The sequence below is a fragment of the Bacillus sp. NTK071 genome, assembly GCF_017303315.1.
Lineage (GTDB): Bacteria > Bacillota > Bacilli > Bacillales > Guptibacillaceae > Guptibacillus.
The window spans coordinates 267,551-288,970 of sequence record NZ_JAFKOI010000001.1 but is presented as its reverse complement, the minus strand read 5'-3'; the positions used below and the strand labels follow the sequence as shown (position 1 = coordinate 288,970).

The 21,420-nt window shown below is 41.2% G+C and carries 16 protein-coding genes; 1 reads left to right on the top strand and 15 read right to left on the bottom strand.

Going from position 1 to position 21,420, the window contains the following annotated elements; all coding sequences use genetic code 11:
* Positions 1-55: 55 nt before the first annotated feature.
* A complete protein-coding gene (locus JI666_RS01495; RefSeq protein ID WP_206888228.1) occupies positions 56-2,749 on the bottom strand; it encodes a calcium-translocating P-type ATPase, SERCA-type in 2,694 nt (897 codons plus the stop codon).
* Positions 2,750-2,864: 115 nt separating this feature from the next.
* On the opposite strand from JI666_RS01495, the gene JI666_RS01490 reads away from it, so the two are divergent.
* Positions 2,865-4,565, top strand: coding sequence for an Rqc2 family fibronectin-binding protein (locus JI666_RS01490; RefSeq protein ID WP_206888225.1), 1,701 nt, complete (start codon positions 2,865-2,867; stop codon positions 4,563-4,565).
* A gap of 149 nt (positions 4,566-4,714) precedes the next feature.
* Here the strand turns inward: JI666_RS01490 and JI666_RS01485 are convergent, their stop codons facing one another.
* The 14 genes from JI666_RS01485 to lspA all read right to left on the bottom strand — a co-directional run bounded on the left by JI666_RS01485 (position 4,715) and on the right by lspA (position 21,416).
* Positions 4,715-6,826, bottom strand: coding sequence for a bifunctional glycosyltransferase/CDP-glycerol:glycerophosphate glycerophosphotransferase (locus tag JI666_RS01485; protein WP_206888222.1), 2,112 nt, complete (start codon positions 6,824-6,826; stop codon positions 4,715-4,717).
* A gap of 618 nt (positions 6,827-7,444) precedes the next feature.
* The gene (locus tag JI666_RS01480; RefSeq protein ID WP_206888219.1) at positions 7,445-8,101 is read right to left on the bottom strand and encodes a class I SAM-dependent methyltransferase; all 657 of its coding nucleotides are present in this window, start codon (positions 8,099-8,101) and stop codon (positions 7,445-7,447) included.
* Positions 8,102-8,111: 10 nt separating this feature from the next.
* The gene (gene pyrE / locus JI666_RS01475) at positions 8,112-8,759 is read right to left on the bottom strand and encodes an orotate phosphoribosyltransferase (protein WP_206888216.1); all 648 of its coding nucleotides are present in this window, start codon (positions 8,757-8,759) and stop codon (positions 8,112-8,114) included.
* On the bottom strand, positions 8,743-9,468 hold the full coding sequence (pyrF, locus tag JI666_RS01470; RefSeq protein ID WP_206888213.1) for an orotidine-5'-phosphate decarboxylase: 726 nt from the start codon (positions 9,466-9,468) through the stop codon (positions 8,743-8,745). Before pyrF ends, pyrE begins: the two co-directional genes overlap by 17 nt.
* Positions 9,441-10,382: a dihydroorotate dehydrogenase gene (locus tag JI666_RS01465; protein WP_206888209.1), complete on the bottom strand. Its 942-nt coding sequence runs from the start codon at positions 10,380-10,382 to the stop codon at positions 9,441-9,443. Before JI666_RS01465 ends, pyrF begins: the two co-directional genes overlap by 28 nt.
* Positions 10,379-11,146 (bottom strand): dihydroorotate dehydrogenase electron transfer subunit, encoded by a 768-nt coding sequence (locus tag JI666_RS01460; RefSeq protein WP_206888207.1) that lies wholly within the window; start codon positions 11,144-11,146, stop codon positions 10,379-10,381. Before JI666_RS01460 ends, JI666_RS01465 begins: the two co-directional genes overlap by 4 nt.
* A complete protein-coding gene (gene carB, locus JI666_RS01455) occupies positions 11,143-14,352 on the bottom strand; it encodes a carbamoyl-phosphate synthase large subunit (protein ID WP_206888204.1) in 3,210 nt (1,069 codons plus the stop codon). The genes JI666_RS01460 and carB overlap by 4 nt, the downstream gene beginning before the upstream one ends.
* Positions 14,345-15,433 (bottom strand): carbamoyl phosphate synthase small subunit, encoded by a 1,089-nt coding sequence (locus JI666_RS01450; RefSeq protein ID WP_206889261.1) that lies wholly within the window; start codon positions 15,431-15,433, stop codon positions 14,345-14,347. The genes carB and JI666_RS01450 overlap by 8 nt, the downstream gene beginning before the upstream one ends.
* Positions 15,433-16,713: a dihydroorotase gene (gene pyrC / locus JI666_RS01445; RefSeq protein ID WP_206888201.1), complete on the bottom strand. Its 1,281-nt coding sequence runs from the start codon at positions 16,711-16,713 to the stop codon at positions 15,433-15,435. Before pyrC ends, JI666_RS01450 begins: the two co-directional genes overlap by 1 nt.
* Complete coding sequence (locus JI666_RS01440; RefSeq protein WP_206888199.1) at positions 16,713-17,612, bottom strand: aspartate carbamoyltransferase catalytic subunit; 900 nt, start codon at positions 17,610-17,612, stop codon at positions 16,713-16,715. Before JI666_RS01440 ends, pyrC begins: the two co-directional genes overlap by 1 nt.
* Positions 17,613-17,759: 147 nt before the next feature.
* Positions 17,760-19,109, bottom strand: a complete 1,350-nt coding sequence (locus tag JI666_RS01435; RefSeq protein ID WP_414635119.1) for a solute carrier family 23 protein — start codon at positions 19,107-19,109, stop codon at positions 17,760-17,762.
* Positions 19,110-19,212: 103 nt separating this feature from the next.
* Complete coding sequence (gene pyrR / locus JI666_RS01430; protein ID WP_206888192.1) at positions 19,213-19,755, bottom strand: bifunctional pyr operon transcriptional regulator/uracil phosphoribosyltransferase PyrR; 543 nt, start codon at positions 19,753-19,755, stop codon at positions 19,213-19,215.
* 285 nt (positions 19,756-20,040) lie between these two features.
* Positions 20,041-20,955, bottom strand: coding sequence for an RluA family pseudouridine synthase (locus JI666_RS01425; RefSeq protein WP_206888189.1), 915 nt, complete (start codon positions 20,953-20,955; stop codon positions 20,041-20,043).
* Positions 20,955-21,416, bottom strand: coding sequence for a signal peptidase II (gene lspA, locus JI666_RS01420; protein ID WP_206888185.1), 462 nt, complete (start codon positions 21,414-21,416; stop codon positions 20,955-20,957). Before lspA ends, JI666_RS01425 begins: the two co-directional genes overlap by 1 nt.
* Between the last annotated feature and the right edge of the window lie 4 nt (positions 21,417-21,420).

Here is a 21,420-nt window from a genome sequence, read left to right as displayed (position 1 = left end):
AAGGGATATCTCTCTTAAAGTAAAGTGCTAACGAAGAAAAAACAGAGGATCTGTTTCATCCTCTGTTCATACTATGTTTTTTCTTAAATAAGGCAGAACCTGCAAGAAGAAAGGTTGGAATACATGAGAAGACAATGATTAACATCCATTCTCTCATAGAGAGATACGTAGTATGGAAGATCGGCTGAAGCGGTTCATAATAAATTACTGCGAGCAGTAATCCTACAGAAGATAGCACCGCTAAAACGAGAGCTTTGTTTTCGAAAGGATTTCGATGGAATACAGACCGTTCACTTCTACAGTCGAAAACATGGATTAATTGTGCAAGTACAAGTGTTGAAAATGCGACTGTTTGTGCTTTTACTAAATCATCTGGATTCTCGCCATAACAAATCATAAACGCAGCAAGTGTACACACACCAATCATAATGCCACGTGATATGATCTTCCATCCAAGGCCCCTAGCGAAAACACCTTCTTTTGGTTTACGCGGATCTCTTTTCATGACGTTACCTTCTGCTGGATCAAGCCCGAGCGCCATAGCAGGGAGTCCATCAGTCACAAGGTTCACCCAAAGTATTTGGATTGGCACAAGTGGGAGTGGCAGCATTAAAAGAATAGCAAACAGCATCACAAGAATCTCACCTACATTTGAAGCGAGCAAATAGCGAATGAACTTTCGTATATTCTCATAAATGTTTCGGCCCTCTTCAACTGCAGCTCGAATTGTTGCGAAATTATCATCACTAAGAATCAGAGAAGATGCTTCTTTTGATACATCTGTGCCAGATTGTCCCATCGAAATTCCAATATTGGAGGCTTTAATGGCTGGTGCATCATTTACACCGTCACCAGTCATTGCAACAATATGCCCTCTATTTTGGAGGGCCTTGACAATCTTTAATTTATGTTCTGGTGAAACTCTAGCAAATACATAGATGTCTTCAACTTGACTCTCAAGCTCCTCAACAGTCAGGGAGGAAAGTTTACTTCCTTCTATCACTCTCCCCCCTTCAGGTAGGATACCTAGATTACGAGCGATCGCAGTTGCTGTTGTTATGTGATCACCTGTAATCATAATCGTTTTAATTCCAGCTTCTTTACAGTCAGCTACAGCTTGCTTCACTTCTTCTCTTGGAGGATCAATCATCCCTTCCAAACCAACAAACGTTAGCCTCGATTCGGCTTGTACGCTGTGAAGCATCTTCTCTTCATTCTGGATAGGTTTAAAGGCAACTGCGATCGTTCTAAGAGCCGATTCACCAAAGGTAGTGAGTTGCTCTTGTATTTGCCTCTCGTAGCTTTTACGAAGTGATGCCTTCTTTTCGTTCCAGAGAAGAGATTCACATTGTTTCAGAACGATATCTGGAGCCCCTTTAGCAATTACATATCTTTTGCCATGTGTGTCTTCCACAATCATACTCATCATTTTCCGATTCGAGTCAAATGGAAACTCTTGAATAATCTTAAATTCTTCCTCTCTTACTTCATCTGTCAGTCCAGCCTTCATTGCTGCTGCAACGAGAGCACCTTCTGTTGGATCACCGTCTAATATATATTCGCCTTTCTGTTCAATAACTCTGGCGTTGCTACAGAGCAGACCAAATGTTAGAAGCTGTTTCAATGAGCGTTCTTCATCTGAATAGACACGCGTATTTCCTTTGAAAAAATCTCCGTATGGCTCATACCCTGATCCTGTAACGTCCCACGTCTCACCACCCGCCCATAACTTTGTTACCATCATTTTGTTTTGTGTTAGCGTACCGGTTTTATCTGAACAGATAACAGTCGCGCAGCCGAGTGTTTCAACTGATGGGAGCTTTCTTACAATCGCTTTCCGCTTGCTCATCTTCTGCATTCCGATTGCAAGAGCAATCGTTACAATCGCCGGAAGGCCTTCAGGGATGGCTGCAACAGCAAGTGACACTCCTGCTAAGAACATGCTATACACATCACGCCCCTGAATAATTCCAAGCACGACCACTAAAGCGGTTAATAACAATGCGGCAGCAATTAGGATTTTACCAAGCTGTTCAAGGCGATGCTGTAACGGCGTCTCCATCGTATCTGCTGACTGAATTAAATGGGCAATTTTTCCCATCTCTGTTTTCATTCCGGTTGCAGTTACGATTGCAGTCCCGTTCCCCTTCGTGACAAGAGTTCCCATAAATCCCATGTTATGTTGATCACCAGGTCCTGGATGTTCATCTGCTATCGGATCTGGGTGTTTATTTACCGGCAAAGACTCTCCTGTCAGAGCTGATTCTTCTATTAATAAATCTTGACAGGTAAGGAATCGAACGTCCGCTCCAATGCGGTCTCCGCTTTCTATCCGAACGACATCACCTATGACAGCTTCCTTTGCTGGTATTGTGATCCACTGGGCATTTCGCAATACTTTCATTTTGGGTGAGGATAATTGCTTTAATGCTTGTAGCGACTTTTCAGCTTTTCGTTCTTGTACGAACCCAAGCACTCCGTTAACAAGAATTATCAGGATGATCGCAATCGCATCAAGATATTCCCCAAGCAATCCTGAAATAAGTGTTGCTGCAAGTAATACAACAACCATGAAATCTTTAAATTGAGCCAGAAACATTAGTATCATCGATGGTCGTTCTGCCTCGTCCAATTGATTAGGTCCGAAGATTTTTCTTCTCTGTACCGCCTCGTCTGAACGAATGCCAGTCTCACGATCTGTTTCTAATTCCTCTGCTACTTCTTTTGTCGTCATGTTATACCAGTTCATGAATTACACCCCGATCCTGCACGTTATCTCGCTTTTAGTTCATCTATATTCAGACAAGCTTAAAAAAATGCTATACTAAGAGCGATGTCTATTGATAGGAATGTAGGTGAACAATATGTCTTTTGACGGAATGGTTATGAGAGCCGTTGCGCACGAAACAAATGAATTGTTAAAAGGTGGACGAGTAACAAAGATCTATCAGCCTTATGCGACTGATTTATTGCTCGTTGTTCGCTCTGGTGGTAAAAATCATCAGCTGCTATTATCGGCGAATCCATCTTATGCAAGAATACAAATAACAAAGGAATCCTATGCAAACCCGAAGGAACCGCCAATGTTTTGCATGCTCCTTAGGAAGCATCTTGAAGGAAGCATTATCGAGGAAATTAAACAAATCGATAACGAACGAATTATCCATGTGACGTTCAAAGCTCGCAATGATCTAGGCGATTTAACGACAAGGACATTAATCGCTGAAATTATGGGTCGTCATAGTAACGTTATTCTATTAAATGAATCGAACATGATACTTGATAGCATTAAGCACCTTCCACCATCTGTTAACCGGTACAGAACAGTGCTCCCTGGTCAGGATTATGTAGCTCCACCAGCTCAGAATAAAGTATCGCCATTCGGATTAAGTACGGAAGACTTTCTAAGACAGATTGACTTTAATGCTGGGAAACTTAGTAAACAACTTGTCCAAGCGTTTGGAGGGGTGTCTCCACTTATTGCGAATGAAGTTGTGCATAGAGCCGGTCTTGCAAATCGCTCTACGCTACCCGAATCTTTTTTTGATGTATTCAATCAGCTAGGTAATCACCACTACACACCACAAATGGTCACTGCGTCGAAAGAATACTTTTCAGTTGTGCCGTTAACTCATTTAAGCGGGGAATCAAGAACATTTGATTCAAGTAGTGAGCTTCTCGACCGCTTTTATTACGGGAAAGCTGATCGAGACCGTGTGAAGCAACAGTCGAATGATCTTGAACGATTTCTTTCGAATGAATTAAAAAAGAACGAGAAGAAAATCGAAAAGCTTTCACGCACAATTAAACAGGCACAGGAAGCAGATACATTCCAACTGCTTGGTGAGCTTCTGACTGCGAACATGCACATGGTAAAACGCGGTGATAAAAAGGTTTCCGTACAGAATTACTATGATGAAGATGGTGGTATGATTGAGATTGAGTTAAATCCTCAAAAATCACCATCTGAAAATGCTCAAGCTTATTTTAAAAAGTACAACAAAGCGAAGAATTCTATTTCTGTACTACAAGAGCAAATTGAAATGGCCCATCAAGAGATTGCTTACCTTGACCAGCTTATCCAACAGCTAACCGCTGCTTCTCCACGTGATATTGAAGAGATTCGTGAGGAGCTTGAAGAGGAAGGATATATTAAGAAACGGTCTCGCAAAAAGAAAAAATCTAAACCAACTAAACCACAGCTTGATGTATATGAATCAACAGATGGAACTGAAATACTTGTTGGAAAAAACAATAAGCAGAATGAGTATTTAACAAACAAACTCGCTGCAAGAAGTGAAACGTGGCTTCATACGAAGGATATTCCTGGTTCTCACGTTGTCATCCGAAGTAAAGAATACACGGAGGAAACGCTCCTTGAAGCCGCCAACCTTGCCGCCTATTTCAGTAAAGCACGCGAATCTGGTTCAGTGCCGGTTGATTATACCGAAGTACGTCATGTCAAAAAACCAAACGGTGCCAAGCCAGGGTTTGTGACGTATGATCAACAAAACACTCTTTATGTAACACCAGATCAGGATTTGATATTTAGGATGAAGAAGTAATTTCAAATTCATAACGAAAGAAGGGCTGATTGCAATTGTATAGCAATCAGCCCTTCTTTTTTTATTCATACTAAAAGATTTCTTCTATTACCAGGAGTACTCAATTTCACTTAAATTAATCTTCTATATTGAGTTAGAAGTTCAGAGTATCAGCTGAATACTTCTCCAGAAATTCTCTTAGAAGCATCTCCATGCTCCCACCCACAGAAACGATCATAGAATTGATCATATTTCGCTTGATATTGTTCTTTTACCTGATCAATGTTTTTAATCGAATCAATAATCTCATCGTTTGTAAACACTAACGGCCCAGGTAATTCAGACTCCATATCAATATAAAATCCCCTTAAGGTATCACGATATTTTTCTAAATCATATGTGAAGAAAAGAATTGGTCGTTTCAAGTTTGCATAGTCAAAGAACACGGATGAATAATCTGTGATTAAGATATCGGCTATGAGATATAATTCTGAGATATCATCATACTTAGAAACATTGAAAGCAAATCCTTCAAAATCTTCAGTATTAAGATGATCTGCTATAAAGTAATGTGTTCGAAGAAGCACCACATACTCATCACCTAATTCTTCTTGCAATCGCTCAAGATCAAATCTTAACGAAAACTTGTATTGACCAGGTTTATAAAATTCGTCATCGCGCCAAGTAGGCGCATATAATATGACCTTTTTATCTAATGGAATATTTAACTGCGTTTTAAATCTTTCCATAAGCTGTGTTTTGTTATCACTGTGTAATATATCATTTCTAGGATAGCCATATTCAAACATGTGATTGTTAAATTTAAACGCACGCTGAAATATCTCACTGGAATAAGAATTTGCTGAAATTAAATAATCCCATCTTCTAGATTGTTCATAAAAGTCCGCTTTATAATTTGGATTGGCTGAATGAACATCATTCATATCAAACACTAATTTCTTTAATGGTGTGCCATGCCACGTTTGAAGGTAGATATTTCCTTCTCGTTTCTTTAAAGCTTTTGGAATCCGAGAATTCGAAACCCAATATTTTGCCCGCGCCATATAATAGAAATAAGCTAATGATAATCGTTTCACTTGCTTAGCATTACCCGGTATTTCTTTACCAGGTTTAGCGAAAACCCAAATATAATTATAGTCCTTATTTTCGTTAATGAGCTCTTCATAAATGTTTTTAGGACTATCTGAATAATTTTTTCCTAAGAAGCTTTCAAATACGATTGTTTTGTTTTGCATTGGTAGCTTAGTAAATACATAGTTGTATAACGTTCGATAAAGTTTTTGGCGACCTTTTAGTGATCTTGAAGTTATTCTTAAAACTTTATGCAGTTTCAGTAGCTTCCTAAGCTTTTTCTCATCTTTATTTTTGATCGCTTTTAGCTCTCTTTTAATAAAGAAACTAATTCTTCTAGAATAAGAATGAATATCTATAAATTCGACTACTGACGATAAATCCTCCAGGACTTCTGAATAGATGTCTTGTTCTTGAAGAACGAAGATCACGTATTGACAATAATAAGAAACGAACTGATTGCATAGAAATTTAACGGCTTTTGGATTCTCTGAGTACACTTCTGTTAGTTTGTGAAATCTCTCCACATATTCTTTTATTTTAGCTACGTCATCGTGTTGTGTTAATGACTCGGGAGAATCTGGGTCTTTTCGCCATTGTTTTTTATAAATATAGCCTGTTATCGTAGGTACGGTTTTGAAATAGTCAAGGAGAGGTAACAAAAATGTTAAATCACTATAGTATCTGTAGTCCTCATCAAAACGTAGATTTAGTTCATCAACTAACGTACGTCTAAACAATCGATTAAGTACAGATTCATTTCGAAATTTTGATTTTGAATATTTAATTCGATGTTTAACAGGTAAAGTGAGGTTGGCTTTTTTATTTTGTTTGTTGAATGAACCAAATATAACTTCATGGTGGGTGATGTTGCTAATAAGAAGACCTAGAGCATATTGATCTAAACTATCGTCACTATCTAAAAAGTAGATAAACTCTCCTGCCGCCACATCTAATCCAGTGTTTCGGGCATGCGCTACTCCTTTATTAACTTTTAAATCTATTGATTTTATTCGAGAATCTTGTTTTTCATAATTCCTAATAATCGATAGACTATTATCCGTTGAACCATCGTTAATCAAAATAGCCTCCCAATTGGAATAGGCTTGATTGATTAATGATTCAATACAATTCTCCAAGTAAACTTCTGTATTGTACACCGGAATGATAATTGATATTTTATTTTTCATGACATTTCACCTTTATCTATGATATTGAGTCCACTGTTATACTCCATCTTTTCTAAATCACTTAGGATATTTTATACAATTAAACCAACCATCTTTTTGGAATAAAAACCTTTTTATAACATATTAGGACTCAATTTACTAGATTACCATAGCTTAATCTTTTTGTAAATTTTTGTTTTATACATTACATTAAAGTAAAAAACCGTTAAAATTTTAATGATCTCGTTATGAAATTTACAATTATACAACATATAATTTTTTTTTTTAATGTCATGTTAGTGAACATTTTTGATTTTTGCTCTGCCTAGAATCATAATAGATTTCAACCTTTTTCATATCAAAAAGGTTCCCTCTAATGTAATTAGCGGGAACCTGTTATTTATTAGACTCTTTTATCAAATATTATTGCTCTTAAAAGAATTTTTGTTTAAAAATTCAAACTTAGATGATTGGAGCGGAAGGATGCTCGACTCCTGCGGGACTAGCGGGACAGGTGAGACCCCACAGGCGCAATGTTTTTTGTGCCGAGGAGGCTCACCGCCCGCCCCGCGGAAAGCGAGCATCCTGGAGCGGAAATCCCCCACACTTATAGCAAAACGTTTACGACAACAGCTTTTTTTATAAAACTGCAACCGTAATAATCGCTAATCCATTAAGCACTTCTATATGCTTTGTTTCCTTCGCACCTAATCCTTTCAGCTTTTCACTTAGATCTTCCGGAGAATAGCGATGCCTTCTTGTCGACACATTCGACCATTTCAAAAGTGAAGTTTGTTCAAACCCACTCATCCCTTGCTCCTTTGCATATTGAAAAGCAGCCATTTGATCCATTTGTAGAGAAGGGTTTAACATGACAATCTTCCCACCTTCTTTTGTCACTCTGATCATTTCCTTCATCCCTGCCTCTGGCTCAGGCAAAAGAAACATGACACAAGTAGACAATGACAGATCGAACGTATTGTCTTCGAAAGAAAGATTACAGGCATCCCCCTCTGAAAAATGGCTTTTGTTTGATCGATTAATAAAGAAAAAATTCTGTTTGCTCGCTTTCACCATTTCAGAAGATAAATCAACGCCAGAAAGCATTGAAGCTTCCTCTACACCTCGAAGCAACAGTCTTCCAGTACCACATCCCACATCGAGAACGGATAAGTCTTTCCAAGACCCGGAGGCTTTTTTTAATTCATCGTGTATTCCACCTAACCATTTTGTTCTTGCCATATCATCAAAAAAGGATACGAGCGAATCAAACTCTTCTCCCTGCATTTTTCTCATCTTACCCCTCCTAAACGGAGAGATTTTTCAACTGCTCAAGCCAGTCTTTCGAACTTGGATTGTCACGCCAGTCAAGCAGTGATTGAACCTCTCTTTTCTCAATCATACCCGTTTCAACTGCACTTGTTAACAGCTCATCGAAATTGGTGAGCGTTTGCCATGCAATTTGTTCTTTCGCAAACTGCTCTGTTCCCTTTTCCATACCATATGTAAAAATTGCAGCTACACCAAGCACCTCAGCACCAGCAGATTGTAATTGCTTAACAGCCTCGATCGCACTTCCACCTGTTGATATTAGATCTTCAATGACAACGACTTTCTGTCCTTTTGACACTTTTCCTTCGATTACATTTCCTTTACCATGCCCTTTTGCACTACCTCTCACATACACCATCGGTAATTCCATGCTATCGCTAACCCATGCAGCATGTGGGATACCAGCCGTTGCTGTTCCGGCAATGACTTCTGCTTCAGGATAATGATTTCTAATAATCGTAACTAGACCTTGAGCAATTTCTTTTCTTACCTTTGGATAGGAAAGCGTTAAGCGATTGTCACAATAAATAGGTGATAGGAGTCCAGATGACCAGGTAAATGGTTGCTTCGGCTGAAGGCTAACTGCTTCAATATCAAGTAATGCTTTAGCGATGGACTTCATGAGTCATCCCCCATTCTGTTTTAAGTTTAACGTAGGATTCTAATGGATCCGGTGAAGCAGTAATGCTACGCCCAACTACAATATAATCACTACCTAATGCGCGGGCTTTCGTTGGTGAACAAACACGATTTTGATCACCTGCTAGATCGCCTTCTAGCCTGATTCCAGGTGTAACAGTTAAGAATTCGTCTCCACAAACGTCTTTAATCATCGGGACTTCAAGCGCAGAACTCACCACACCATCAAGGCCACTTTCTTTCGCTAAACTTGCTAGTGTAACAACACTATCCTTCATATTTAACGAGATTTGTAATTCTTTACGTAGCATTTCTTCGGATGTACTCGTAAGTTGTGTTACGCCTATACACATTGGGCGTTTCTCTCCTGCTCTTGTTCCTGCTTCTAACCCTTCCATCGCTGCAGCCATCATACGCGAGCCGCCGCTTGCATGGACATTTATAAGATCCACACCAAGTCCTGCTAGACCTTTCATTGCCTTGTTAACGGTATTTGGTATATCGTGTAACTTCAAATCCAGAAAGACGCTATGACCACGTTGCTTCAACTCATCAACTAACTTCGGTCCGTACTGATAGAACGCCTCCATTCCTACTTTTACAAAAAGGTGCTCTTCTTTAACTACTGTTAGAAATTCATCTAAGTCCTGTTTCTTTGAGAAATCTAATGCGAGGATGATTGAAGGTTCCATTCCTTTTTCCAGCTCCTTCCTGTTAGCTCCGAAATATGATTAACACCTAACTCATCAAGAAGTGCAGGTAGTGATTCAATAATTGATGGACAAGTGAATGGGTCTACGAAGTTTGCAGTTCCAACTGCGACAGCACTTGCTCCAGCAAGAAAATATTCTATAACATCTTCCGCCGACTGAACGCCACCCATGCCTATAATTGGTATACTAACCTTCTGACTGACCTGATGAATCATTCGAATGGCAACAGGTTTAATGGCTGGTCCTGATAATCCACCTGCTCCATTAGCAAGAATTGGCTTCCCTGTTTTCAAATCAATCCGCATTCCGAGAAGGGTATTGATCATAGTAAGTCCATCGGCACCTGCCTTCTCAACAACCTTTGCTATTTGAACGATGTCCGTCACATTTGGCGAAAGCTTCACATATATCGGAACATTTGATACGTCCTTCACCGCTTTGGTTACTTCATAAGCTGTTTCTGGAACAGTTCCAAATGCAAGCCCCCCCTCTTTCACATTCGGGCAGGATATATTCAATTCGAGTGCATGAACGTTCGATGCAGTTGATATTCGTTTTGCTACTGCAACATACTCTTCAATCGTCGATCCTGCAACGTTTGCAATGATCGGAACATCATACTGAGATAGCCATGGGAGTTCTTCACTCATCACCTTTTCAAGTCCCGGGTTCTGAAGACCAATGGCGTTTAGCATGCCTGAAGTTGTCTCTGCTACACGCGGTGTAGGATTGCCGAAGCGAGGTTCCTCTGTCGTAGCCTTCACCATAATGGCGCCAAGCTGATCCAACTCATAGAACTGACTGTACTCTCGACCGAATCCAAAGCAACCAGACGCAGGCATAATTGGGTTTTGTAACTGAAGACCAGGAAGCTTAACGTGTAATCGATTCATAAGACGACCTCCCCTGCCTGGAATACTGGTCCATCGCTGCACACTTTTCGATAGGCGAGTCCTGTTTCATCTCCTTGTACATGACAGACGCAGGCAAGACATGCTCCAATGCCACACCCCATTCGCTGTTCCAGGGACAAGTAAACGCCTTTCTTCGCTGGAAAACTTTCGAGTGCACGAAGCATTGGAGAGGGGCCGCATGCAAATAAGTAGTCAGCATCTTGATTAAGCTGATTTGTTACAAACCCTTCCTCCCCGTAGCTTCCATCTGCAGTTGTAATTGTAACAGGTCCAAATGCCCTGAATTTCTCTTCATAGAAAACAACTGATTCTGTCTGAAAGCCGTGAACATGCTTCACTGTTACACCACGCTTCGTAAGTTCCTGTGAGAGATAATAAAGTGGTGGAACACCAATGCCACCGCCAACAAGCCATGCTGTGTCTCCCGCTCCTAAGCTTTCAACTGGAAAGCCCTGACCAAGTGGCCCTAGAAGGTCAACTTCGACCCCAGGGACCATCTCAGATAACACACGTGTACCCTTTCCTTCAGCACGATAAATCATCGTTAATAAATGCTTTTCAGAGTTAACATGACATATACTTATCGGTCTTCTTAAAAGTGGATCCGATCCAAAGCCTGCTTTCACATGTACAAATTGGCCGGGCTGAAATTTCTCATCGATCGCTTCGTGGTAAACAACCGCTTCAAAAATGGAAGAAGCGATTTTTGTTTGTGAAACAAGTTCAGCTTTTAGTTGTCTCATGAATGAACCACTTCATTTTCATGGAATTTTGGCATGCTGGTGCTTGTAAACGTCATTGTTTCAATGACGCGCAATAATGCTTTCGCAGTATCGAGTGAGGTAAAGCATACGACACCATTTTCAACTGATTCTCTTCGAATTCGGAAGCCATCTCTTGCTGGCTGCTTTCCTCTTGTTAGCGTATTGATAACAAACTGAGCGTGTCCTTCTCGAATCACATGTAGTAAGTTAGGTTTCTCCGCTCCAATTTTATTAACAACCGTAACCGGGATGTTCATGTCACGAATGAGCTGCGCCGTACCTTCTGTCGCAAGAATATGATAGCCAATTGCATGGAATCGTTTCACAATATCTGTTGCTTCATCTTTGTCTTTATCAGCAATCGTAAACAAGACAGAACCATGTGTTGGAATCTTCATCCCTGATGCGACTAGTCCTTTGTAAAGCGCTTTTTCAAGCGTATAATCACGCCCCATTACCTCGCCTGTGGATTTCATCTCCGGTCCGAGTGTAATGTCAACACGGCGTAGTTTGGCGAAGGAGAAAACCGGTACCTTTACATACACATCCGATCTTTCTTCTCCGTAGCCTGTGGTGTAACCAAGTTCGTTTAACGTCTTTCCAAGGATTACTTTTGTTGCTAAGTTCGCCATTGGTACCCCCGTAATTTTACTTAAAAACGGAACCGTCCGGCTTGATCTTGGATTGACTTCAAGCACATAAACCTGCTCATTCTGAATTACAAACTGGATATTAAGAAGCCCCTTAATTCTCAACCCTCTTGCAAGTGTAATCGTCTCCTCAATTAATGTTTCTTTCACTTCTTTTGATAAGCTCTGAGGTGGATACACTGCGATTGAATCGCCTGAGTGGATACCTGCACGTTCAATGTGCTCCATAATTCCTGGAATAAAGACAGTCTCACCATCTGAGATGGCATCAACCTCGATCTCTTTCCCCATTAGGTAGCGGTCGATCAAAACGGGATGCTGTGGATTCACTTTAACAGCGTTCTCCATGTAGTGAAGAAGCTCACTCTCTTTATAAACAATTTCCATCGCTCTTCCACCAAGTACATAGGATGGGCGCACAAGAACCGGGTAGCCAATTCTTGTTGCAATTGTGATTGCCTGGTCAATCGATGTTGCTGTTTTCCCTTCCGGTTGAGGGATGTTAAGTTCAGCCATCGTCATTTCAAATTTGTCACGATCCTCTGCTCGGTCCATATCTTCAAGCGAAGTTCCAAGGATATTCACGCCGCGTGCTGACAGCTCATCTGCTAGATTAATAGCCGTTTGTCCACCAAACTGTACGATTACACCCGTTGGCTTCTCAAGCTCAACCACGTGCATCACATCTTCCACCGTTAGCGGTTCGAAGTATAGCTTATCTGAGATACTAAAATCTGTCGAAACAGTTTCAGGATTGTTATTAATGATTATGGCTTCATATCCTGCTTCTCGAATAGCCCAAACACTGTGAACGGTCGCGTAATCAAACTCAATTCCCTGACCAATCCGGATTGGTCCTGATCCAAGTACAAGAACACTCTCTTTATTTGTATTATATGATTCGTTTTCTTCTTCATAAGTCGAGTAATAGTACGGTGTTTCCGACTCGAATTCGCCAGCACATGTATCTACCATTTTGTATACAGGCTGAATAGCTTCTCTCATACGCAGTTCATAAATTTCAAGCTCGGTTTGATGCCAAAGTTTTGAAATGATTTCATCTGAGAACCCTTTTTGTTTCGCTTCAAATAAAAGATCTAAATTTCCTTTGTTCTCTTTTAACTTCTCTTCGAGTGCGATGATTCCCTTTATCTTTACTAGGAAGTAATAATCAATTGCGCTCCAATCATGAATTTCTTTAATTGTTACTCCACGTCTGAACGCTTCTGCTACAACAAAGATACGCTCATCATCCGCTACTCGAATTCGTGCCTCGATCGTCTCATCATCAAGCGCTCCTAACGATGGGATTGCTAGATGACTCACATTCGATTCAAGAGAGCGAACCGCTTTAAGAAGTGATTCTTCTAACGTGCGACCTATTGCCATTACTTCCCCAGTCGCTTTCATCTGAGTCCCGAGCTTACGATTTGCACTTTCAAATTTATCAAATGGCCATCTTGGGATTTTGGACACAACATAATCAAGAGCTGGTTCAAAACTTGCATATGTTTTACCTGTTACAGGATTTTTCATTTCTGCAAGTGACAATCCCACGGCTATTTTGGCTGCAAGTTTCGCAATCGGGTACCCGGTTGCTTTCGACGCTAGTGCTGAAGATCGACTAACTCTTGGATTGACTTCAATGATGTAATACTGAAAGCTGTAAGGATCAAGCGCTAACTGAATATTACAGCCTCCTTCAATTTTCAAGGCGCGAATAACCTTAAGTGCAACGTTACGAAGCATCTGGTAATCGCGATCTGATAAGGTCTGACTTGGAGCTACAACAATCGAATCACCTGTATGAATGCCGACTGGATCAATGTTTTCCATATTACAAACGACGATTGCCTGATCCTGTCCATCTCGCATTACCTCGTATTCAATCTCCTTGAATCCAGCAATACTTTTCTCAATTAGACACTGTGTAACAGGGCTATACTTTAAACCACTGCTCACGATCTCTTCCAACTCTTCATCGTTGTTAACAATACCCCCACCTGTTCCACCTAATGTGTAGGCAGGTCTAATAATAACAGGATAGCCAATTCTCTTAACGAACGTATAGGCTTCCTCAAGGGTATGAATTATGTCGCTTTCAGGGACTGGTTCGTTTAACTCATTCATTAATGTTCTAAATTGATCTCGGTCTTCTGCCTGCTGAATTGCTTCAAGACTTGTACCAAGCAATTCAACCTTATAGTCACGAAGAACGCCTGCTTGTGATAGCTCCATCGCAAGGTTAAGTCCAGTTTGTCCACCAAGCGTTGCAAGAAGAGCATCAGGTCGTTCTTTTCGTATAATTCTACTAACAAAATCAAGGGTTAGCGGTTCAATGTATACTTCATCTGCAATTGTTGTATCAGTCATAATAGTAGCTGGATTAGAATTAACTAGAATCACTTCGTAACCCTCTTCTTTAAGAGCCTGACAAGCTTGAGTACCTGCGTAATCAAACTCCGCAGCCTGACCAATCACAATCGGTCCTGATCCGATGACAAGTATCTTCTTTATATCTGTACGTTTAGGCATATGTTTTTTCCCCCTTGAAAGTTGTAATCAATGTGATGAAATCATCGAACAGCGCATTCGAATCTTCAGGTCCTGGAGACGCTTCTGGATGATATTGGACGCTGAATGCGGCGTGGACACTGTGCTTCACACCTTCTATCGTTTCGTCATTAACTGCAATATGTGTAATTTCAAGATCTGTTGCTTCAAGTGACTTCGCTTCCACTGTGTATCCATGGTTTTGTGAAGTGATGGCAACGCGACCGGTTCTTATATCCATAACTGGGTGATTGGAACCCCTATGGCCAAACTTCATTTTCTCTGAGTCAGCCCCACATGCTAGAGCGAACAGCTGGTGTCCGAGACAAATACCAAACAGAGGGATAATACCTAGAATACCTTGGATCATCTCAATTGCTTCTGGCACGTCTTTGGGATCTCCAGGTCCGTTACTTAACATCACCCCATCTGGGTTCAGGCGAAGAATTTCTTCTGCTGATGTATGATAAGGAACGACGACGACATCACACTTTCTTTTCGTTAGTTCCCGAAGAATGCCGTGCTTCATTCCGAAATCAACTAAGACGATACGATAACCTCGGCCAGGACTTGCGTATGGGGCTTTTATTGATACCTGTTCCACTTGATTACGTTTAAGCGGTGTCTCTCGTAAGTCACGAACTATTTTCTCAGGATCAACGTCCATGCCACACATTTTCCCTTTAAGTGTGCCGTTTGCACGAATAAGCTTCGTTAATTTTCTAGTATCAATTCCTTGTAACCCAGGAATCCCTTTTACTCTGAGTAGCTCATCAAGCGTCATTTCGTTTCTCCAGTAGCTTGGTACTTCTGTAGCTTCTTTCACGATTAAACCATGAACCGAAGGGTTAATTGATTCGAAATCATCCCGATTGATGCCATAGTTACCGATAAGAGGATATGTTAACGTTACAATCTGGGCACAGTATGATGGATCAGATAAGATTTCTTGATAGCCAGTCATTCCTGTATTAAAAACAACTTCTCCACTTTTCTCCATGTCGCTACCAAATGCTTTTCCTACAAAAATAGATCCATCTTCTAGAATTAGCTGTCTCTTCATCATTGATCGCTCCCTTTCGCGTATACCATTTTCCCGCTTACAAATGTATTAACTGGCCATCCTTTGCAAGTCCATCCGGCAAAGGGGGTGTTTCTTCCTTTTGATCGAAATGTTTCAGGATTGATTTCTTCCTCGTGTGTTAATTCAATGATCGTGATGTCTGCCTTCACACCATTTCTTAACGTTCCATAGTCAAGTCCAAATGCAGTAGCCGGCTTAATCGTTAACCAGTCAACAAGCTGCTTTAATGTAAATGTTCCATTTTCAACAAAGTTCGTATACAAAAGTGGAAAGGCGGTTTCAAGTCCTACGATGCCAAACGGTGCCTTTTCCATCGAATGTGATTTCTCTTCAGCAGAATGTGGCGCATGATCTGTTGCAATGAAATCAATCGTTCCATCCAAAAGGCCTTCGATAAGAGCTTCTCTATCTTCTTTCGATCGAAGAGGAGGATTCATTTTGTAATTCGTATCAAGCCCTGGGATATCATCCTCTGAAAGAAGCAAGTGATGCGGCGTTACTTCTGCTGTAACGTTAATTCCTGCTCTTTTTGCATCACGCACCGTTCGGACAGACTCTTTCGTACTAATGTGGCAGACATGGTAATGAACACCCGCTGCTTCCGCTAGTAGAACGTCTCTAGCAATATGTACCGATTCACATACTGATGGGATGCCATTTAGTCTGTTCTCTTTCGAAAATCGACCTTCATGTACACTCCCACCGTTGATGAGTGTGTTTTCTTCACAGTGTGCAACAATTGATAGATTGCTAGCCGCTGCACGTTTCATTGCTTCTAGCATTATTCCAGCACTCTGTACACCTACACCGTCATCCGTCAGTGCGAATGCTCCGCTTTCTTTCAATGCTTCAAAATGAGTAAGCTCTTCTCCAAGTTGTCTTGTTGTTATTGCGCCATATGGAAGAACACGAACTTGTGCAGTATCTTCTATTCTCTTAACTAACTGTTGCATTGTTTCTACAGAATCAGGCACGGGTCTCGTATTAGGCATCGCTGCAATGGTTGTAAATCCGCCTTTCGCAGCTGCTTTTGACCCCGTTTCAATCGTTTCTTTGTGCTCGCCGCCAGGCTCTCTTAAATGAACGTGTAGATCCACGAGTCCTGGTACAAGCAAATTTCCTTTTGCGTCAAATGCCTCGTGACCTGCAGGATCAATCTCGCTTGCAATCTCCTCAATTGTTCCTTCTTTCGAAATAAGCACGTCCTGCTTTACCAAATCTCCAGTTTCATTAATGAGTTTTGCATTTTGTATTAGCATCACACGACCAATCCTTTCTGAGTGTTTTGTAAGAGTAAATTTAGGCAAGCCATACGAACATAAACCCCATTTTCCATTTGTTTAAAAATTCGCGACCGTTCGCATTCAACTAGTGTTGTATCAATCTCTACTCCTCTATTAACAGGGGCAGGGTGCATGATGATGCTGTGTTGCTGCATTCGCTTTTCTCGCTCAATTGTTAATCCGTAAGATTCTAAATAAGTAGAGAATGTGTTGCTTTTCGTACTGTGTCGCTCATTTTGAATCCGTAACAACATCAGTACATCTGCCTGTTCTACAGCTTCATCCATTGTGATATATGGAAATTCTGACATTCTCTCATCCTGCCATTCTGGTGGACCAGAAAATGTGACGTGAGCACCTAGTCTTTTCAATACACTCGCATTTGATCGCGCTACTCTGCTGTGCCTTATGTCGCCAGCTATAACAACTTCGAGACCTTCGAATTTGTTGAATTCCTTTTGAATTGTGAACAGGTCAAGAAGCGATTGAGTTGGATGGTGACCACATCCATCTCCGGCATTAATAATAGAAAGAGAAGTGTGATTAAGAAGGGGCTCAAAATACCGTTCATCTTGATGCCTAATAACAACAGCATTTGCTCCAATTGCTTCAAGAGTCTTTATGGTATCGTAGAGACTCTCACCTTTTTGCAGACTAGAAGAGGATGTTTCAAAATTCATAACCTCATATCCTAACCTTTTCTCTGCCACTTCAAAGCTAAATCGTGTTCTCGTTGAAGGTTCAAAGAATAGGTTTGCGACGAACTTCATTTCAGAATCGTGTATCACTTTCCCATTTCGGAAATGCTCAGCCTGTTGGAGAATTCCGTATATCTCATCTAGTTCTAGAGAAGTCATATCAAGTAAATGCTTCACGTCGCTCACTCCCCAGTTATTAGTTTATAAGCTCACATTTTCATAAAAAAAGCACCCTGAGAGTGTCTCAGGGTGCAGAAAGGTAGACGTGTAGTGCGCCTCTTCCCCACCCTTAAAGGTCTCTCTGTACCTTTTTAAAGGATGATCTTATGCAGCTGTATCTGTATTATCAAGATCTTCTTCGAACATTTTCTCAACTGACTGCTGAGTAGCGCCACCAGGTAGAATCAAGTTAAGAACAATGCCTATGACTGTTGCAAGTGCCATGCCAGCAATCTGAAGGTTATCACTTACTTGAATGAACGCACCACCCACTCCGATCACAAGGATAACGGACGAGATAATCAGGTTTCGTTTTTCTCCAAGATCAATCTTGTTGTCAATCAGCATACGTAATCCAGATGAAGCGATAATACCGAAAAGGAGAATGGATACCCCGCCCATGACAGCAGTTGGAATTGTTGAGATAAGGGCCGTCACTTTACCAATGAATCCGAAAATCAAGGCTAGTACTGCCGCTCCACCGATAACAAACACGCTGAAAACTCTCGTAATCGCAAGTACACCAATGTTCTCACCGTAAGTTGTGTTTGGTGGTCCACCAAGGCAAGAAGCGATCATCGTTGCAACACCGTCGCCAAGAATTGAGCGGTGAAGACCAGGTGTTTTCAGGAAATTCTTTCCCGCTACTTTACTTAGAACCATTTGATCTCCAATATGTTCTGCAATTGTTACAACTGCAATTGGTACCATGATAAAGAGAATTTCCCACGAGAACACACTTGCAGGGTTGTAATCTTTGAATGGAATGATGAAGTCTGGCATTTGGAACACTGCTGCTTCACGAATTGGTGTCAAATCAACGATCCCCATGAAGTAGGCGAAAGTGTAGCCTGAAACGATTCCGATTAAAATTGGGATTAGGCTGAAAAATCCCCTTAGAAACATCGAAGCAAGAATCGTTACTCCAAGTGTCACAAGCGCTACAGTAAAATGTGCTCCACTATAGGCTTGCGTTTCTGGATTGTTCATCGCCATATCAATGGCAGTTCCTGCAAGTCCAAGTCCTATTACCATAATAACCGGTCCAACGACGATTGGCGGTAGAAGTTTCAATAACCAGTTCAACCCTAGTGCACGAATTCCAATCGCTACAAGTCCGTAAACAATTCCTGCAAAGAAGCTACCAATCATGGCACCTTCCGGACCGTGCAGGGATACAGCCGAAATAATCGGGGCGATAAAGGCAAATGATGAGCCGAGGTACGCCGGGATTCTTCCTTTCGTTATTAGTAGATATGCAAGTGTACCAAGTCCGCTTGAGACAAGGGCTACTGCTGGATCGAGTCCTACTAGAAAGGGAACTAATATCGTTGCGCCAAACATGGCGAATAAGTGCTGTAAGCTTAGCGTTAGCCAGCTGGATGCTTTCGGAACGTCTCTAATACCTAATACTTCTTTCATGTTGTTTCCTCCTTGGATGTGCTTCCCGGCCATAAAAAAACTCCTTGCATGGCCGCAAGGAGGTACACGCGTATCCTAAGTGGAACGCGTCTCCTCCCTTGGCCGTCTCTCTGGACGAGTTTAAAGGGAGCACGATTTACGATTGTGTAATGCTTACCTGATCAAAATCATCGACTTCTGTCAGGGCGACTTCAATAATTTCCTCACTAGATGTTGGTAAGTTTTTACCTACATAATCGGGGCGAATTGGTAATTCCCTATGTCCCCGATCAACAAGCACTGCAAGTTGAATCTGTGATGGACGACCTAGATCCATAAGTGCATCCATTGCTGCGCGTACTGTCCTACCTGTGTAGAGTACATCATCAACTAGGATCACTTTCTGATCCGTTACATCTTTTGAGATGCTCGTTCCTTTTATATGAGGATCTTGATCCTCATTTTTGTGGGTAAGATCATCTCGATACATCGTGATGTCTACCTCTCCAACAGATATAGCAGAACCTTCAATCTGTTCAATTCGTTCAGCCAAACGCTCTGCTAAATAAATGCCTCTTGTCTTAATACCAACAAGCATCGTATTTTCAATTCCCTTGTTTCGTTCTAGAATTTCATGCGCAATCCGGGTTAGCGCTCTTCGTATCGCTTGATCATCAAGTAGAATTCGTTTGTTATCCATGGTGGTTGCTCCTTTCTCTTTATACAAGGGCTTATTCTGTTAAGATGTTTTGAAATACATTGTTGCCATCTGTTGATTTCCGCTAAAGGATGTTCGCTTTCCGCGGGGCGGGTGGTGAGCATCCTCGTAAAAAAAACCCTTTTGCCATGAGGGCAAAAGGGTTTTGGGCATACAGATGTACAGAACGTACATAGCCATTTTTCCTTTGCAGCCTCACGGGACTGTCGTTAAAGGGTATGCTATTGTCTAACAGAAGTATGGCAGAGATCAAAGGTTAAGTCAACCTTAATCTTGTCTAAGTCTTTTAAGAAGTCTTTCAATATCTTCAGGAATTGGACAAGAGAATTCGAGCCATTCATCTGTTACAGGATGTCTAAATCCTAATACGCCAGCATGAAGTGCCTGTCCGTCAATTGGCAATGACTTTCTTCTTGGTCCGTACTTTGGATCACCTGCAACAGGATGATCGATATATTTCATGTGCACACGAATCTGGTGCGTTCTACCTGTTTCAAGTTGACACTCTACATACGTATATTGCTGGTAACGTTCAAGCACTCTAAAATGAGTTACAGCATCACGACTATTCTCATCTGTCACCGTCATCTTTTGGCGATCTTGCCTATCTCGTCCGATTGGTGCATCAATTGTACCAACATCGTGTTGAATGTTGCCATGGACAATCGCTGTATAGCGTCGATTAACTGTTTTCGCTTGAAGCTGTTTTACGAGCGATTCATGCGCTTTATCGTTCTTTGCTACCATCAATAGCCCTGACGTGTCTTTATCAATACGGTGAACGATTCCTGGGCGCACAACACCGTTGATTCCACTTAAATCATTTACTTGATGCATTAAGCCATTAACAAGTGTGCCTCTAGCATGACCTGGCGCTGGATGGACAACCATACCCCTCGGCTTATTGACAACGAGTACATCAGCATCTTCATAAACAATATCAAGGTTTAAATCTTCTGCTACGATTTCGAGTTCTTCAGGTTCTGGAACCGTAACTTCAATTTCGTCGCCTCCAGAAGCTTTATAATTCCCTTTAACGGCTGCACCGTTTACTTGAATGTTCTCGTCCTTAATCCATGTTTGGACCTGGCTACGTGACCAGTCGCTTTCATAGGAGGTGATGAGCTTATCAATTCGCTCTCCTTTTTCTTCTTCCGATACTTTAAATGTGAATTTTTCCATTAGTTTTCCCCTTTAGCCTGCTTACTTTCAAAAATTGTACCAATAAAAATGAGAATAACTCCGACCACGAGAGATGCATCCGCAACGTTAAAGATCGGGAAGTCATATGAGAAGATAAATGTGTTTACAAAGTCAACCACTTCTCCTCTTAGCACTCGATCTATAAAGTTCCCAATTGCGCCTCCTAGTATAAGTGCAAGCGTTAAACTCACAAAACGGCTATGCTTGTACTGCTGCATATAATAAATAACCGCACCAATAACAAAAATCGTAATGATATAAAAGAAAATCATCTGTCCTTGAAGGATTCCAAAGGCTGCGCCTCTGTTTCGATGTGAGGTCAGATAAAGAAAGTCGTTAATTAGCGTAATGCTCTCCCCATATTCCATATACTTTACAACTAGCCATTTTGTGACCTGATCAAGAAAAATGATGCCAATGGCTATAAGATATTTCCACACGTGC

Excerpts from the sequence above, each read along its gene's own strand:
- pyrC (WP_206888201.1), bottom strand. The coding sequence starts at position 16,713 with ATGCTAATACAAAATGCAAAACTCATTAATGAAACTGGAGATTTGGTA.
- JI666_RS01495 (WP_206888228.1), bottom strand. The coding sequence starts at position 2,749 with ATGAACTGGTATAACATGACGACAAAAGAAGTAGCAGAGGAATTAGAA.
- pyrF (WP_206888213.1), bottom strand. The coding sequence starts at position 9,468 with ATGGAACCTTCAATCATCCTCGCATTAGATTTCTCAAAGAAACAGGAC.
- JI666_RS01480 (WP_206888219.1), bottom strand. The coding sequence starts at position 8,101 with ATGAGAAAAATGCAGGGAGAAGAGTTTGATTCGCTCGTATCCTTTTTT.
- JI666_RS01485 (WP_206888222.1), bottom strand. The coding sequence starts at position 6,826 with ATGAAAAATAAAATATCAATTATCATTCCGGTGTACAATACAGAAGTT.
- carB (WP_206888204.1), bottom strand. The coding sequence starts at position 14,352 with ATGCCTAAACGTACAGATATAAAGAAGATACTTGTCATCGGATCAGGA.
- JI666_RS01460 (WP_206888207.1), bottom strand. The coding sequence starts at position 11,146 with ATGAGACAACTAAAAGCTGAACTTGTTTCACAAACAAAAATCGCTTCT.
- JI666_RS01435 (WP_414635119.1), bottom strand. The coding sequence starts at position 19,109 with ATGGCCGGGAAGCACATCCAAGGAGGAAACAACATGAAAGAAGTATTA.
- pyrE (WP_206888216.1), bottom strand. The coding sequence starts at position 8,759 with ATGAAGTCCATCGCTAAAGCATTACTTGATATTGAAGCAGTTAGCCTT.
- pyrR (WP_206888192.1), bottom strand. The coding sequence starts at position 19,755 with ATGGATAACAAACGAATTCTACTTGATGATCAAGCGATACGAAGAGCG.
- JI666_RS01450 (WP_206889261.1), bottom strand. The coding sequence starts at position 15,433 with ATGAAGAGACAGCTAATTCTAGAAGATGGATCTATTTTTGTAGGAAAA.
- JI666_RS01465 (WP_206888209.1), bottom strand. The coding sequence starts at position 10,382 with ATGAATCGATTACACGTTAAGCTTCCTGGTCTTCAGTTACAAAACCCA.
- JI666_RS01490 (WP_206888225.1), top strand. The coding sequence starts at position 2,865 with ATGTCTTTTGACGGAATGGTTATGAGAGCCGTTGCGCACGAAACAAAT.
- JI666_RS01425 (WP_206888189.1), bottom strand. The coding sequence starts at position 20,955 with ATGGAAAAATTCACATTTAAAGTATCGGAAGAAGAAAAAGGAGAGCGA.